This window comes from Sphingobacterium alimentarium (genome assembly GCF_004342685.1).
GTDB classification, from domain to species: Bacteria; Bacteroidota; Bacteroidia; order Sphingobacteriales; family Sphingobacteriaceae; genus Sphingobacterium; species Sphingobacterium alimentarium.
In genome coordinates, this window is the sequence record NZ_SMBZ01000005.1 from 59316 (window position 1) to 75466 (window position 16151).

Genomic DNA, 16151 nt, shown 5'->3' on the forward strand with positions numbered 1-16151 from the left:
ATATTAATCTAAATGAATTATACAGAAAACATTGAACGTTTAAAAATATTACTTACAGGAGCATCCACCGATGTTACTATAACAAGTGAAAATGAAGCAGAATATAAAAGTTTAAAAAATGAACTGAATAAGTCTGCTAAGTTCAAAACTAACCAACCAAAAGAATTTAAAATCTGTGTTACACTTCAGGAATTTAGGAGAGAAATGCAAGCCAAAGGTGGATATGCAGAACGAAGAAAATACATTAATCAGATATTCTATCCTCTAATTTCGGATGAAAATTCCTTATTGGATAGTATAGAGGAAATACAACAAAATGTAAACTTTGGTCATTTAAACCTTTTACCCCAAGATATACAACAGAAAGGGCGAGAAATGTCGGAAGTTTATTTGTATTTATATTGTATTGAAAATTCTTTAAGAATATTTATTGAAGAAATAATGAAAACAGAAACAGTAAATATTCCCAGAAAAGTACAAGACACAATAGATAAATTGAAGAAAAGCGAACAAGAGAGTAAATATTTACCCATACGAGGTAATAGTGATTTGTTTTATTGCGACTTTATAGAGTTAGGGAAAATAATAGTTGGAAATTGGATAATTTTTGGAAAATATTTCCCTAAACAGAATGAACATTGGTTGAATGTAATGGTTGATGAATTATACAAGATACGGTGTTTAGTTGCTCACAATAGTTACGTTGGTAATGATGAACGTGATGCACTAAAAGTTTATTATAAGAGTATTACAGCCCAATTACAATTATAGTATAGATTAGACAACAAACCCTCTGATAATTCAGAGGGTTTGTTTATTGGTTGTGTAAGTTTTGGAGCATTCTGCCAACCTCAATATCCATTCTCGAAAAGGCAAACCATTTTTTGCCCAGGTCTTTCAGTGATGCTCCGATATGGTAAAGTTCCGTGCCGTCAATTATCATAAATCGGTCGTGAGCATCCGAAAATAACTCAACTTCAATCCGAGGATATTGGCTGTTGTACCGTTGTACATCCAGCCGTAGCTGATTGCTGATGCTTTTGGTATAAATTGTTGCGGTTACATTGTCGCTTCGCTTGCCCAATAAGGTCAATACGGTATCATCCACATAATTATCCAGCAGGATAATGGAGCTTTTGGTACTTCGAATAATATCGGAAACAAAGGCATAGGCATCAAAAACCTGCCCATTGTAGAAAATACCTTTTTCGCTGTGGAGTTTATCACTTTCCAAAGCCTTAAAAATCTCTTCAAATCTTTGGTCGGCTTCTAATTGTTTCAGTTCAATTTTATCCAAACGATGAAAAAGAGAAGCATTGCTGATAAGCATTCTTCGCATTTCTACAAAGGCTTCCATAATTTCAACACTGACTTTAACCGCTATATCTGAACGGAGTATGGCAGAAGCCATTGCAACCCCTTGTTCAGTAAAAACATAGGGCAAATACCGTCTTCCACCGTAGCTTAAACTTGAGGTTCCAATTTGGAACCTCAAGTTTTCAACTTCCTCTTCGGTCAGTTGAAAGCAAAAAGAAACGGGAAACCTTTCAATATTTCTTTTTACTGCTTTGTTGAGGTTCTTTGTTTCCACCTGATATAAGGAAGCGAGGTCGCTATCCAGCATCACTTGCTTTCCACGTATGGAATAAATCAGATTTCTGATTTCCTTTGTGCTAATGGTAGGCTTATTTTCCATTACTTTTTGTAGCTTTTATTTTTGGCAAACTCAAAAGAGGTTTTGCAATCCTCATTCAACACGATATAAGCATCGAATTTCTTTCCGGCTTTGCTTTTCATTCCTTTGATAAGTGAAGTTTTCTTTTTATTGACAAGGTTTTCAATATCGGCTAAGCCGATTTGTACGCCACACACATTGCGGAACTGTACCCAATTACAAACTTCATCAGGACACTTCACTATTTTATCACGGATAATGAGTTGTTGGCTTTTGCATTTCGGGCAAACCAATTTAGGCAGGTTGTTTTGGGCAATGGAAGTTTGTAGCAATTCATTGGTAATAGATGAGGCGTAAGTTTCCATTTCTTTTTGAAATGCCCCTGCATCGGCTTCGTTATTTTCGATTTTTTGCAAAGCCAATTCCCATTCGGCGGTCATTGCCACATCCGCAATTTTACGATCTTTGACCAATTCGTACACCTGCAATCCCTTTTCGGTAGGGATTAGGGATTTTTTTTCTCGTTGGATATAGTTGCGGGTAAACAGGGTTTCTATTATTGCGGATCTGGTAGCCGGAGTACCAATACCGATGTTTTGTAAAACCTTGCGTTCATCTTCATTTTCGATTTCCTTTCCGGCAGTTTCCATAGCCGACAAAAGTCCTGCTTCAGTATAAAGCCCTGGTGGTTTGGTTTTCTTTTCCAAAACGGAGGCTTCTTTTATTTTTAGTTCATCGCCTTTTTTCAGTTCGGGCAAATCCTGTACAGGTTCGGTATTATCATCTGAAAAACTACCTTTGATGGAACGCCAGCCTGCTTCTATAACCTTACAACCCTTTACTGTAAAATCATAATGCAACGCTTGTAAACCTACATCGGTTATCTCTTTGATACAGGCTTGTGAAAGGGCTTCGAGCAATCGAAAGGCAATCATATCATAAACGGAGTTTTCCTTTGCGTTCAGGGCTGATGGGATTTTATCAGTAATCAATAATCCGTGGTGGTCGGTAACACGCAAATCGTTTACAATACGTTTATTGAACCGTCCCCATTTCAATTTCCCTACGGCTTGCTTGCAGGTTTCGCTGTCCTGCAAAGCCCTTACGAGGTTGGGGATTTCTGCCCACATATCTTCAGGAATGTACTTGCTTCCGGTGCGTGGGTATGTGATAAACTTCCTTTCGTAAAGGCTTTGGGCAATATTGAGCGTTTCTTCCGCAGAAAGGTTCAGCTTTTTGTTGGCTTCTTTTTGCAAGCCAGTAAGGTCGAACAATAGAGGCGGTTGCTCTGTAATGCTTTTGGTTTCCACCGATGTAACCGTTGCCGTTTTACTTCGCTGAATGGCTTTCAGCGTATCATCGGCAAGTTTTTGGTCTTCCCATTTGGTTTTGGAAAGGCTTTTAAAATCTATCAGTTCTTTGTTGTGCGATAACTGTATCTGCCAGTATTTCTTTACCGAGAAATTTTTGTTTTCCAAATAGCGTTTGCATATCAAAGCCAGTGTAGGCGTTTGCACTCTTCCGAGCGAATAAATGCCATTTCCTGCGGCTATGCTCAACGCCTGTGTAGCATTGATGCCCACGAGCCAATCGGCACGGCTTCTGCCTTGTGCCGCCTGGTACAATCCATCAAACTGTTTTCCATCTTTGAGGTTATCAAACCCTTGCTTAATGGCTTTTTCGGTAAGCGAACTAATCCAAAGCCGTTCAAAAGGCTTGTTGCATTTCAGGTATTCATAAATGTACCTGAAAATGAGTTCGCCCTCACGTCCCGCATCGGTGGCTACAATGATGCTGTTACTACGGTTAAAAAGCTGTTCGATGACTTTCAGTTGCTTTAATGCACCCGTATCCGCTGTATAACCTTTGTCTTTTTTCACTTTCCGGACGGTCAGCAAAAACGGGTTTGGGAGCATTGGCAATGATGCTTTATCAAATCCCGAAACCCCGTAATCTTCGGGCATTCCCAATCCTATCAAATGACCGAATGCCCACGTAACAAAATAGCCGTTACCTGTCAGGTAGCCGTCCTTTTTATTGGATGCTCCCACAAGTCCGGCTATTTCCCTTGCTACGATTGGTTTTTCTGCAATGATTGTTTTCATACTTGATTACCTTTTTACGCCTTTGGATTTTGCAGGAGCTTTCGGCTTTTCCTGTTGTTCCTGCTGTTGTTTGTTTTTCGGTCTTTGTTGCCCCGACTTCAAAGGCTCTTTGATGTTTTTGGTCGCTTCGTTGGTTTTGCCCTCTGAATTGACGGCAGTTTGTGTTTTATGGGCTTCGATAGGTTTTGCCTGTGCCTTAACTTGGCTTGGAAAGGCAAAATCAGTTTTTCCGGTTTCTTTGTTGAAAGTGATATAACCCTGATACGGTTGTCCTTTCTTATCTTTCAATCCGTCAATGTAAACGGTTTGCCCGGCTTTGAAATCCTTATGCTGCTCATCGGTCAGTTCTTTGCCCCTGAATGTTTTTGGAGCTTCCTGCGGCTGGCTTTGCTGATTGCTTTGTCCGTTGTTTTGAGTTTGCCCATTGCTTTGGGTCTGCCTGTTGGAGTTATTGCGGTCAAACAGGAACTCAACATAACGCTTGTCTGCATTGAACTGTACCGTTGCCGAAAACTCCGTTCCTTTGGTGGAAATCATACCCTCTAACTTTAGTGGTTTACCCTCCATTAAAGTTTGCTTTTGCTCATCGTTCAGTTTCACGCCTTTAATTTCATCGGGAATTTTTATGAAATCCGTCCGCAACGCAATTACATCATTTGTCAGCCTGTCTATACTGATAATCGACGGCATCAGTTCGCCCGTTTTGGTGTTGGTCAGGTTAACTACACGCCCCATATTGCCTGTTTCGAGCAGGTTTTTTTTGTCCTCATCCGTAAACTTGTGTCCGAAAAATTCAAAATGCAGGTTGGGTTCTTTTTTGATGCCGTGTATTCCTACTACAACTTTTCCGTCTTCGGCTTGCTGTAAAGACAGGCGGGCATCCGTGCGGAGAATAGTACCACCGAGGTTAACGCCAATCGGTAAGAGTTCATTAGTTTTATAACCTTTCAATAAAGGTTCAAGCAGGTTTCTCTTTTCAAGATATTCCTTACTTAATCCGAGATTGTTCATTGTGTCCCAATCAATCTGCTCCGGCTTGTAGCGGTATTCGCTCGCTTCCGGTGTTGTTTGTGTTGTTGCCATATTATTTTGATTTTCTTGTTTTTTATCCTGTTGCGGTTCTGTTTTTACTTCGTGTTCTTTCATCACTTTTTCTCCTTCGGGAGTGGGCTTATCAACCTGCTTTTGCATTTCCTGTGCTTTTTCAACTGCGACAGGTGCAGGCACTTTGAAGAATGAAAAATTGGTAGGGTTCTTTAACTGGCTGAAAAAATTGGAGAAGAAATTGGAAAAGAAATCGCCACTTTTGTCCACACGCATAAACTGGTTTTGGTTTTTCTTCGTGGGTTCAACGGTTTCCATTTTCCCGTTTTCATCAATGCTTTTTACAGCTTGGATTTTCATTTTTTCTTTATCCAGCACCAATAATATGTCCGATAATTGCTCGGGCATTTCCTGCTTATTTGTTGTTTGTTCGCTCATAATCTGAAAAATTTAAAGTTTACCGCCGAATGTAAATGAAGCGTTGGCTGTATCGCCCGAAGTGGCACTCAAAGGCAGCCTTTGTCTTTCATTGGCGTTCATTTGGTTGAGGGTGGGTTAAAGCTCTCTCTTATGAACTGATGTACATCGGATAGTTTATAATACAGCTTTCCGCTTATCGTATAATAGGGTAGTTTGCCAATGGAGCGATACCGTTGCAGGGAGCGGTTGCTGATTTTAAGCATTTGAAGCAAATCCTGATTATCCAGCAATTCCTCGCCGTCTATGCTGTTGCGTTTCTTTTGCAGTTCATCTATATTGTCGCCCAGCATATCCAAGCGACCCATTAAGCGTTCCATCCACGCCAAAAATTCCATTCTGTCAATATTCATAGGGATATACTTTTAAGGGTTCATACCTATTTTGTATCTGTCTTTAGTTTTCTGCCTTTTTCGATATAGCTTTTGCCTTTTGCCATAAGCTCCTGCACAAATTCATCACTGCTCTGTATGGCATTGGCATTCAGCATATCCTTAATTGCTCCTATGGTGTAGAAATACTGACCGTAGATTTTTGAATAAGCAACCTCGCCTTTGGTGCGCATACGCCATAAGGTCTTTTCGCTGATGTGTAGGTATTGGCATACCTCGTGGTTATTGAGCCACAGGTCATCATAGCTGGTTTCGTCCAATCTTTTTAGGTAGTCGGCAATGGCATTAATACGGCTGTTTAGCTGTTGCCACGCTTCTTCTTCGATAGTTATAATTTTCATTGCACAGCTTTTAAATGTTCACTATGCAAAATTGTTAAAGGTGGCAGTGTTTGTCTGCCAATCCTTGCCAATTGGTTTGGCGGTTTTTTGAAAATTTTTACACTTAGGGAAACCCCTGGTTTAATAAGGGGTTCGGGGCATTTTGAGTATTTTGTAACAGGGATTTGCCAACATTTGCCAATTGGCAGATATGGGCAAAAAAAAACAGTACATATTGTGTACTGCTTTGAAATCACTGTATTGAAATAGTTAAAGGTCTTTATCCATATATTCTTCGAGGGATATTTTGAGCTGGTCTAAAAATGCCGTTCGGGAGCCTGCCCTTGTTTTCATTCGGTGGAAAGAGTGATGTATATCGTTTAAGGGAGTTCGGAATAGCACTTGAAAAATCAATGCTAATTTTCGGATGCCTATTTTTCCGTATGCAATGGAATTTGAAGCATACAGGGCGTATATCAGTTCGATAAGTGCATTTTGAGAATTTGTCCACGAAATATCCTTGTTTGCTTCTCCATTTAATAAAATTAAATCTGGATTTTCTTCGGGGCTGATTTTAGTAAGCATATAAATATAAAGTAATTCGTTCGCTATAATATAGGCTATCTTGTTATCATAATAGGTTGAAAAACTAAGGTCAATTTCAAATACACCACTCTTTAATCCATCGTGGTAATTGATTTGTCCGAGCCTGAAATAAGTATGGTCACGGTCTGTCCTGCCAGCACGGTAGTATCTGTAAAAATCCTCATTGCAAATCCTTTCTTTATATTCTAATTTGAGGGCTTTTAATTGGTTCTCATAATAGCTTTGATGTATTTTACCATTGCTTACAGGGCAGGTAGTTTCGATGCGGAAGACTTTGTTATAGTAAATGAGCTTCCCTAAGATTTGTGGTTTAATGTTCTTGAAAAAGTCAATTTCTTGCTGCTCATTTGTAAATCCATCCTGTATGACTTGGGCTTTTATATTGAACAACATTTCCTTTAGGAACAAGGTCATTTGATAAGCCTCTTCCGCCGTTGGCATCATTTGAGAAGAAAATTTCTCTTCCTGATGATGAATTTGCGCTAATATTTTATTCAACACGATTTTCATAGCATAGTCGTTTAGAAGTTCTCACTATTTGTTTCGGAGTTGCATCTATTGTTGATATGCCAAAATTTGGGAATAATATTGAAACCAATATCACAGATTGCCCCCTATGGGGGAATTTTTTTCTCTTTTTGGACGAAAAAAAGCGTAAAGCAGTAGTGTACTTTACCCATATATTTATTACATTTGCATTAATGATTTACAAGGTAATCAGATGAAAGCGAGTGCAGTAAGCACCATTACTAAATCGTTACCGATACCACTTTCGGTTCTTGTAAACTACTCTTTATTAGCTAATTTCAGCCATTCTAATCTTTTTCCACAAAAAAAGGAAATTATATCAAATTCAGGAAATACTCAGGAAAGAAGCTGACGATTAAAAAATAAAAAGCCGTATCTAACTTTTGATGTTTTGATACGGCCCCTTTTAATTTATATACAGTAATGCTTAATTATGCTTTTACCATGCTAACGAATTCGTCAAACAAATAACGAGAATCGTGTGGACCTGGTGATGACTCTGGGTGATATTGTACAGAGAAAGCTTTCTTACCTTTCACACGAATACCCTCGATAGAATCATCATTTAAGTTGATATGTGTTACTTCGATGTCTTTTGAATTCTCAATATCTTCTCGCACTACACCGAAACCGTGGTTTTGAGAAGTAATCTCACAACGATTTGCAATAATATTTTTCACAGGGTGATTGATACCGCGGTGACCATTGAACATCTTTTCAGTGCGAATACCATTTGCTAATGCCAAAATTTGGTGACCTAAACAGATACCAAACATTGGTTTATCTGCAGCTAAGATTTCTTTTACCGTAATGATTGCATAATCCATCGCTGATGGATCACCAGGACCGTTGGAGATGAAATAACCATCTGCGCCCCAAGCCTCCATTTCTGAGAAAGATGTCTTTGCAGGGAAAACTTTAGCATATACTTGACGCGTGTCAAAATTTCTTAAGATATTGCGCTTGATACCCAAATCCAATACAGCAATACGTACAGCAGCATCTTCATCCCCGTAGAAGTAAGGCTCGGTAGTACTTACTGTAGAAGATAGCTCCAAACCAGCCATCGAAGGAACTTTCGCTAATTCAGCTTTCAAAGATTCTACATCCAAGTTTTCTGAAGAAATAATTGCATTCATAGCACCTTTGTCACGGATGTGGCGCACCAATGAACGTGTGTCAATATCCGAGATACCTACCAAATTTTGTTCTTCAAAATAAGTTTGGATAGAACTATCAGCCATCTTACGGCTATAGTTGATGTTGTAGTTTTTACAAACTAATCCTGCAATTTGAATTTTGTTAGATTCTGTATCATCTTCGTCCACACCGTAGTTGCCAATATGCGCATTGGTCGTAACCATGATCTGTCCAAAATACGAAGGGTCTGTAAAAATCTCTTGGTATCCTGTTGTACCTGTGTTAAAACAAATTTCACCAGTTGTTGTACCAATTTTTCCGGCTGCTTTACCGTAATAAACAGTACCATCTTCTAAAACTAAAATTGCGGGTAATTTACTGTAGCTGGTCATTTTTTATATTAAAAAAAATAAATTATTCATTATGTAGTGTATTCACTTTCGATTTGTATAGACACAAAAAAAGCCCAAATGGGCTAAACGTATCAAAAATATGATATTTCAATGATAACATTGAAGTTGAAGTCGTGTTGTACAGGGTCAAAAGTGTCGTATTTCACGAGGGACAAAGGTAGAAATAAATTTAAAACTTAAAAAGTAAAAAGTGAAAATATTGACCTCACCGGATATTATATTTAAAAATCATCTTCAATGATTTCTTGGACGCGCCCAATCTGTCCGTCTGTCAATCGCACTTTTATTCCTCTATGATGAAATGCTGCTGATGTCAACAAATCTTTTACTATCCCCTCGGTCAAATTGCCCGTACGTTGATCCTTCTTCAACACGATATTAACCAGCATTCCAGGCTTAATATCTGCTCTTGTTTTCCCGTCTTTCATCTTATTTAAACATTAAACCCACCGAAATATTAAAATGCTGATGTTGAAAATCTTTCATAAAGATATTTTTCGTCAACTGTTGATAACCGTAAACAGCCGAAACCGTCCAATTTGTTTTGCCAGGTGTCTCGTGCAGATAGAAAAAACCTGCCTTGAATAAAAATCCTTTATCGTACTGCGCACTCAATTTTGGGGCATATCCTGCATTTGCCAAAATACCTATTTTAGATTGCTCATTAAACTCTCCAAAAGGTAAGCGACCGTCAACAAAAATTGGAAACAAATTTTGATCGTAAGTATATTGATCTTGATTCTCTTGGTGTGGATCATTTGTTTTATACTTCCCTTTCAATCGCTCATTCCCTATACCCAATCCCAAATAAGCACGATCATTATAATTTTTACCGAATATAAAGTGCGCGGAATAGCCATTGAAAGCACCTTTATAGCCTTCATTCGCAAAACCTAGATTTGCTCCCCCTTGAATAATAGTATACATGGAACTTTGTGCCTTCAATACAAAAGAAGAACCAACAAAAGCTAACGCAAGTAAAATCTGCTTCATATGTAATATTAATTAGTTTAAAATTTTAAAAATCATTTCTCGCAACAAGTCACCATCTGACGTATTAGGTCCAGCATCCAATCCTTTAAATTTCAAATCATAATCTTTTAATATGGTCATAACCTGAAATAATTTTAGTTTATTAAAATTGCGGGCAGCCAGTTCGTAATCTTTGACAAAGAAAGGATTAACACCTAATTCTTTAGCTGCTGATGACTTGTCAGGGAGATAATGGTATTTCAGAACTTTAGAAAAATAGCCATACAATGTCCCCATTACCAATACCACGGGGTTGGACTTCGGATTAGCGGCGAAATAATCCACAATCTGTATAGCCTTCAGCGCATCACGTTTGCCGAGTGCATTATTTAATTCGAAAACATTGAAATCCTTACTTATTCCGATATTCTGCTCGATATCCTGAACCGATATTTCGCGCTCCGCTCCTACATTCAAAAGTAACTTTTGCACCTCATTGGCGACCTTCGAAAGATCTGTACCGAGATATTCGGCCATTAATGCCGCTGCCTGCGGATGTATCCTTCTGCCTTGACCTTGAAATTCTTCGACAATCCATGGAGCTACTTTATTATCATAGAGCTTGGCAGACTCAAATGCGACTCCCGCCTTTTCTATACTTTTATAGAGCTTGGTGCGTTTATCAAATTTGCTGTATTTGTATGCAAACACCAAAATTGTCGTAGGCGTAGGATTTTCGACATACTTCCGGAGCATCTCCACATCCTCTTCCCCTTTCCATTTAAGCCCTTGCGCTTCTTTCACTAGGATCACCTGATAGTCACTCATCATGGGATAGCGCTTTGCAGCACTGATGATCGTCGAGAAATCCACATCCTTGCCATACAAGATGGTCTGATCAAAACCTTTTTGTGCATGATTGAGCACCGTATTTTCTATTACTCCGCATATCTCATCGATATAATGCGACTCCTCACCATGCAATAAATATATAGGTTTATATTTACGCTGTTTGAGACTGGATAGAATATCTTGTACTTTCATGACTTCGCGAAAATAACTATTTATTATGAAAGATTTTTCTTTCGGCTCAAATCACCGACTAAGACATTTCGATAAGTGTCAATATTTTTGTAAATTTGCCTATGTTTAGGCCCATACCATTAAACTTACCTTCTACTTCACTAAAACTTTCACGCGCGAATAATAAAGTTTACATTTTTGATGAATTACGCAAAAAGAATGTCGTGTGGACTCCCGAAGAATGGGTTCGCCAACATTGGGTACATTTTTTGCATCATTATAAGAAGTATCCCAAATCGCTCATGAAGATTGAAGGAGGATTGATTTTGAATGAATTACAAAAGCGTTCGGACTTAATAATCTACAACAATAAAGGTGAAAAAGTCATTTTGGCAGAATTCAAAGCGCCAGATGTCAAAATTAACGCCAAAACATTTGAGCAAATAAGTAATTACAATGGCAAACACAAAATACCATTGTTGTTGGTCAGTAATGGGATTGAGCATTACTTTTGTAAAATAAATTTTGAGAACAACAGTTATGAGTTTATAGAGGATTTACCTCTTTACAATATAGAGACATAAAATTTATATTTTTTTTAAAAAAAGCACTTATATTTAAACCTTAACTTAGCATTGGAAAATATACACATATGAATATAGATAAAAACGAGTTTAGAAAATATGCAATAAAACACCACAGAATTGGAAGCCAACATGTGGATGGTTTTATCTCACGCGTAGAGACCAAATTACCTACCAACTTGACGCCATATATCGTGGAAGAACGTCAATTAAATGTAGCACAGATGGACGTGTTTTCACGTCTTATGATGGACCGCATCATTTTCTTAGGCGATGGAATTAATGACCAAGTAGCAAACATTATCCAAGCGCAGTTGTTATTCTTACAATCTACAGACGCAAAAAGAGATATTCAAATCTATATTAACTCACCAGGCGGAAGCGTCTATGCTGGATTAGGAATCTACGACACGATGCAATACATTACGCCTGATGTGGCTACGATCTGTACAGGTATGGCAGCCTCCATGGGTGCGGTATTATTGGTAGCAGGAGCCAAAGGCAAACGTGCTGCTTTGAAGCACTCACGTGTGATGATACACCAACCATCGGGAGGTGCTCAAGGTGTGGCAGCAGATATGGAAATCAATTTGCGCGAAATGTTGAAATTGAAAGAAGAATTATACGCTATCATCGCTGAACATTCAGGCCAAACGTATGAATGGGTAGAAAGATCTTCGGATCGTGATTACTGGATGAGAGCGATAGAAGCCAAAGAATTTGGAATGATTGATGAGGTATTAGCGCCAAGAAAAGACAACAAATAAAAATGAGTAAAAATCAAAAAGATATTCAATGCTCTTTCTGTGGCATCAGCAAAAATGAAGCGTTGATGCTCATCGCTGGTGACGGAGCACATATCTGTGATCGTTGTGTGTCTCAAGCGGGAGAAATCCTTGCTGAAGAGCTTAACCAACGCAAAAACAAGTCCCTACAGACGACTTTAAAATTAATACGTCCAATTGAGATTAAACAACACTTGGACCAATATGTAATCGGGCAAGATGATGCCAAAAAGGTGATTTCGGTAGCTGTTTACAATCATTACAAACGATTGAACCAAAAAACTTCAGCCGATGAGACCGAAATCGAAAAGTCAAACCTGATAATCGTAGGTGAGACAGGTACAGGAAAAACATTATTAGCAAAAACTGTTGCTAAAATCCTAAATGTACCTTTCTCTATCGTAGATGCAACGGTTTTGACCGAAGCAGGTTATGTAGGTGAGGATGTCGAAAGCATCTTGACACGATTGCTTCAAGCAGCAGATTATGATGTAGCAGCGGCCGAACGCGGTATTATCTATATTGACGAAATTGATAAAATAGCGCGCAAAAGTGATAATCCATCCATCACCCGTGATGTCTCGGGAGAAGGTGTGCAGCAAGCCTTGTTAAAGATTTTGGAAGGTACAAATGTGAATGTTCCACCTCAGGGCGGACGTAAGCATCCTGACCAAAAAATGATTTCTGTGAATACCAGCAACATCTTATTTATATGTGGTGGTGCATTTGATGGTATACAAAAGAAAATTGCCAATCGCTTGCGTACACAAACGGTAGGATTCAAAATGTTGGAAGAAGAGGAAGATATTGATTTAAATAATCTTTATAAATATATCACGCCTCAAGATTTGAAGAACTTTGGGTTGATTCCCGAATTAATCGGTCGTCTTCCGGTACTTACGCATTTGAATCCTTTGGATAAAGAGACTTTGCTAAGCATATTGACGGAACCTAAAAATGCTTTGATCAAACAATATGTGAAGTTGTTTGAGTACGAAGGTGTGGAACTCCAATTTGACAGAGAAGTTTTTAACTTCATCGTTGACAAAGCTTGGGAGTTTAAACTAGGAGCTCGCGGACTGAGAAGTATCTGCGAGGCGATTATGTTGGATGCCATGTTTGAGATACCATCCAGCAAAGAACAGAGTGAGGATAAAATCTTACGCATTACGTTGAATTATGCCAAGAATAAATTTGCAAAATCCGACATCAAAAAACTAAAAGTAGCGTAACAAAAATCAAATCCCTCACCTCTAAAAAGTGAGGGATTTTTGTAACCTATTAATTATGTACATTAAACTTAAGTGAATGAAGAAAAATGAAAAAAGCGTAGAAAGCCCGATTACGCCAGGGCTTAAATCCAAAGACGAAATCGTGGAAAATTGGTTACCACGCTATACGGGTAAGCCACTAGAAGAGTTTGGAGAATATATTCTATTGACCAACTTCTCCAAATATGTTAAAATGTTTTCGGCCATGCATGATGATGCGCCAATATATGGGGAGGATAAAGCTATGCAAGCCTGTACAGTCAACGGAATTACAATCATCAATTTTGGTATGGGAAGCCCTATGGCTGCCACAGTAATGGATTTATTGACCGCCATCAACCCTAAAGCTGTTTTATTTCTAGGAAAAACAGGGGGCTTGAAGAAAAAAATCGCAGTAGGTGAATTGATATTGCCTATAGCAGCCATACGTGGTGAAGGTACATCCAATGATTATTTCCCACCAGAAGTACCATCTTTACCATCATTTGCACTGCAGAAAGCTATTTCAACAACAATACGTGATCACGAGCGCGATTATTGGACAGGTACGGTATATACGACCAACCGTCGTGTTTGGGAACACGACAAATCCTTTAAAAAATATTTAAAATCCATCCGTGCTATGGCAGTAGATATGGAAACCGCTACTATATTTAGCGTAGGCTTTGCCAATAAAATTCCTACTGGTGCATTGTTGCTTGTGTCCGATCAACCAATGGTGCCAGAGGGTGTAAAAACATCAGCCTCAGATTTATCCGTGACCGCTAAATTTGTAGAAACGCATTTGACGATTGGCATTGACGCACTCAAACAGCTTATTAACAATGGTTTGACAGTAAAACATTTGAAGTTCTAACTCGTTAATCCTTCTAAGCGCAATGAAGAGGCTCCTAATGTACGGACAAATGACCGTCTCCCTAACCCCAACAGACATAACGAAGCAATCTATTTTATCCTATTACTAGATTACTTCGTTATTCTCCTCCATGCCTCTTTAGTAGTTTATACTACTCCTTCCTTTTACCCAATTTTCCATAAGAATTTTTATTTCCTAAAAATTCTATTATATTTGTCGAGTACTTTAATAGCGTACACCTAATCAAAACCTTCTTACTTAGGTCTTGGTTTATAAAGAAGTGGCGAGAGACTGGCTCAATGACCCACTGGCAACCTTCAATATCGATTGAAAAGGTGCCAAATCCTGTCTAAAGCATATTGTTTTAGAGCATATAAATTAATAAAAGGCTATGATTCAACTTACAATATCTTACGATTCTACAGTTCTTGTGCAACAGAAGCATAAGCAATTTGTGATATCTACTCTCCTTTGCACTTCCGCTACTCGAATGCGTTAGTCGTCTGTGATACCTTTATTGACATCGGTATTACTATTCTGACGACCAAATTTTCGCATATCAATAGTAGAATACATATATTTAATAAGTAACCTAAAAACAAGAAAAGAAATGGCAGAGAATAAAAATTTAAAATTCGAAACTTTACAAATTCACGCAGGACAAGAAGTAGACCCTACTACAGGATCAAGAGCAGTGCCTATTTATCAAACATCTTCATACGTTTTTGAGAATGCAGAGCATGGAGCCAACCTATTTGCGTTGAAACAATTTGGCAATATATACACACGGATTATGAATCCGACGACAGATGTTTTTGAAAAACGTATTGCAGCGCTAGAAGGCGGTGTAGCGGCGGTAGCGGTAGCATCAGGGCAAGCAGCTCAATTTATCGCGCTCAACAATATCTTAGAAAGCGGTGACAATTTTGTGTCAGGAGCCAATCTATATGGCGGTACATACAATCAATTCAAAGTTGGATTTAAACGCTTAGGTTTGGAAGCACGCTTTGCAGCAGATTCTGATGCAACTAATATCGAAAAACTAATCGACGACAAAACAAAGGCCATCTATGTAGAGACGATTGGAAACCCAAGCTATAATATTCCTGATTTCGAAAAAATTGCTGCTGTAGCCCGTAAATATGATTTGCCACTCATTGTGGATAATACATTTGGTGCAGGTGGATATTTGTTCAAACCATTGGAGCATGGCGCAAACGTGGTCGTAGAATCCGCTACAAAATGGATTGGTGGTCATGGCACCAGTATAGGTGGTGTTATTATTGATGGTGGTAATTACAACTGGGGCAATGGTAAATTCAAACAATTTTCAGAACCATCTGAAGGTTACCACGGATTAGTATTCTCCGATGTATTTGGTGAAAATGGTCCTTTTGGTAATATTCAGTTTGCAATCCGCGCACGTGTTGAAGGATTAAGAGATTTTGGCCCGGCTCTATCTCCTTTCAATTCCTTCTTGTTACTCCAAGGTCTAGAGACACTTTCCTTACGCGTTCAAAAACATGTTGACAATACTTTAGAAGTAGCACAATGGTTGGAAGCACATCCTCAAGTCGATAAGGTAAGCTACCCAGGACTTAAGAGTCATCCTCACCATCAAAATGCACAGAAATATTTAAAAAATGGTTATGGTGCTGTGTTATCATTTTCGATCAAAGGTGGTGCAGACAAAGCCAATGCGTTCATTGATTCTTTGGAATTAATTAGCCATTTAGCCAACGTAGGCGATGCAAAATCGTTAATCATTCACCCTGCAGCGACTACGCATCAACAATTATCGACCGAAGAGCAAGCAAAAGCGGGTGTTTATCCAGGCCAACTTCGTCTGTCAGTAGGTATTGAACATATTGATGATATCAAAGCTGATTTAGATCAAGCTTTCGAAAAGATTAAGTAGTGCATGGCACTACTTAATCTTTAAATCTTAAAATAAAAATAA

The 16151-nt window shown here is 38.6% G+C and carries 16 protein-coding genes and 1 riboswitch; of the genes, 6 read left to right on the top strand and 10 right to left on the bottom strand.

Annotation, left to right across the window (positions count from 1 at the left end; genetic code table 11):
* Window positions 1-12 precede the first annotated feature (12 nt).
* Window positions 13-771, top strand: a complete 759-nt coding sequence (locus EDC17_RS03430; protein WP_132776752.1) for a Swt1 family HEPN domain-containing protein — start codon at window positions 13-15, stop codon at window positions 769-771.
* 43 nt (window positions 772-814) lie between these two features.
* Here the strand turns inward: EDC17_RS03430 and EDC17_RS03435 are convergent, their stop codons facing one another.
* From EDC17_RS03435 to holA, 10 genes are all read right to left on the bottom strand, one after another.
* On the bottom strand, window positions 815-1696 hold the full coding sequence (locus EDC17_RS03435) for an ORF6N domain-containing protein (protein WP_132776753.1): 882 nt from the start codon (window positions 1694-1696) through the stop codon (window positions 815-817).
* A complete protein-coding gene (locus tag EDC17_RS03440) occupies window positions 1696-3780 on the bottom strand; it encodes a type IA DNA topoisomerase (protein ID WP_132776754.1) in 2085 nt (694 codons plus the stop codon). Before EDC17_RS03440 ends, EDC17_RS03435 begins: the two co-directional genes overlap by 1 nt.
* Window positions 3781-3786: 6 nt before the next feature.
* The gene (locus EDC17_RS03445; RefSeq protein ID WP_132776755.1) at window positions 3787-5262 is read right to left on the bottom strand and encodes a DUF3945 domain-containing protein; all 1476 of its coding nucleotides are present in this window, start codon (window positions 5260-5262) and stop codon (window positions 3787-3789) included.
* Between the two features lie 98 nt (window positions 5263-5360).
* The gene (locus tag EDC17_RS03450) at window positions 5361-5654 is read right to left on the bottom strand and encodes a helix-turn-helix domain-containing protein (RefSeq protein ID WP_080779246.1); all 294 of its coding nucleotides are present in this window, start codon (window positions 5652-5654) and stop codon (window positions 5361-5363) included.
* 26 nt (window positions 5655-5680) lie between these two features.
* On the bottom strand, window positions 5681-6034 hold the full coding sequence (locus tag EDC17_RS03455) for a helix-turn-helix domain-containing protein (RefSeq protein WP_132776756.1): 354 nt from the start codon (window positions 6032-6034) through the stop codon (window positions 5681-5683).
* A 249-nt stretch (window positions 6035-6283) separates the two neighbouring features.
* Window positions 6284-7129, bottom strand: coding sequence for an RteC domain-containing protein (locus tag EDC17_RS03460; protein ID WP_132776757.1), 846 nt, complete (start codon window positions 7127-7129; stop codon window positions 6284-6286).
* A 449-nt stretch (window positions 7130-7578) separates the two neighbouring features.
* The gene (gene carA, locus EDC17_RS03465; RefSeq protein WP_132776758.1) at window positions 7579-8679 is read right to left on the bottom strand and encodes a glutamine-hydrolyzing carbamoyl-phosphate synthase small subunit; all 1101 of its coding nucleotides are present in this window, start codon (window positions 8677-8679) and stop codon (window positions 7579-7581) included.
* A gap of 242 nt (window positions 8680-8921) precedes the next feature.
* Complete coding sequence (locus EDC17_RS03470) at window positions 8922-9128, bottom strand: YwbE family protein (protein ID WP_132776759.1); 207 nt, start codon at window positions 9126-9128, stop codon at window positions 8922-8924.
* Window position 9129: 1 nt separating this feature from the next.
* Window positions 9130-9693, bottom strand: coding sequence for a hypothetical protein (locus EDC17_RS03475; protein WP_132776760.1), 564 nt, complete (start codon window positions 9691-9693; stop codon window positions 9130-9132).
* Window positions 9694-9705: 12 nt separating this feature from the next.
* A complete protein-coding gene (gene holA / locus EDC17_RS03480) occupies window positions 9706-10716 on the bottom strand; it encodes a DNA polymerase III subunit delta (protein ID WP_132776761.1) in 1011 nt (336 codons plus the stop codon).
* Between the two features lie 101 nt (window positions 10717-10817).
* Between holA and EDC17_RS03485 the strand changes: the two genes are divergently transcribed.
* The 5 genes from EDC17_RS03485 to EDC17_RS03505 all read left to right on the top strand — a co-directional run bounded on the left by EDC17_RS03485 (window position 10818) and on the right by EDC17_RS03505 (window position 16109).
* Window positions 10818-11279, top strand: coding sequence for a type I restriction enzyme HsdR N-terminal domain-containing protein (locus tag EDC17_RS03485; RefSeq protein WP_132776762.1), 462 nt, complete (start codon window positions 10818-10820; stop codon window positions 11277-11279).
* Window positions 11280-11347: 68 nt separating this feature from the next.
* Window positions 11348-12046, top strand: a complete 699-nt coding sequence (locus tag EDC17_RS03490) for an ATP-dependent Clp protease proteolytic subunit (RefSeq protein WP_132776763.1) — start codon at window positions 11348-11350, stop codon at window positions 12044-12046.
* Between the two features lie 2 nt (window positions 12047-12048).
* Window positions 12049-13296, top strand: a complete 1248-nt coding sequence (clpX, locus tag EDC17_RS03495; RefSeq protein ID WP_132776764.1) for an ATP-dependent Clp protease ATP-binding subunit ClpX — start codon at window positions 12049-12051, stop codon at window positions 13294-13296.
* A gap of 76 nt (window positions 13297-13372) precedes the next feature.
* The gene (locus EDC17_RS03500; RefSeq protein WP_132776765.1) at window positions 13373-14191 is read left to right on the top strand and encodes an AMP nucleosidase; all 819 of its coding nucleotides are present in this window, start codon (window positions 13373-13375) and stop codon (window positions 14189-14191) included.
* Between the two features lie 267 nt (window positions 14192-14458).
* Window positions 14459-14571, top strand: a riboswitch (SAM riboswitch).
* 230 nt (window positions 14572-14801) lie between these two features.
* A complete protein-coding gene (locus EDC17_RS03505) occupies window positions 14802-16109 on the top strand; it encodes an O-acetylhomoserine aminocarboxypropyltransferase/cysteine synthase family protein (protein ID WP_132776766.1) in 1308 nt (435 codons plus the stop codon).
* The last annotated feature ends 42 nt before the right edge of the window (window positions 16110-16151 follow it).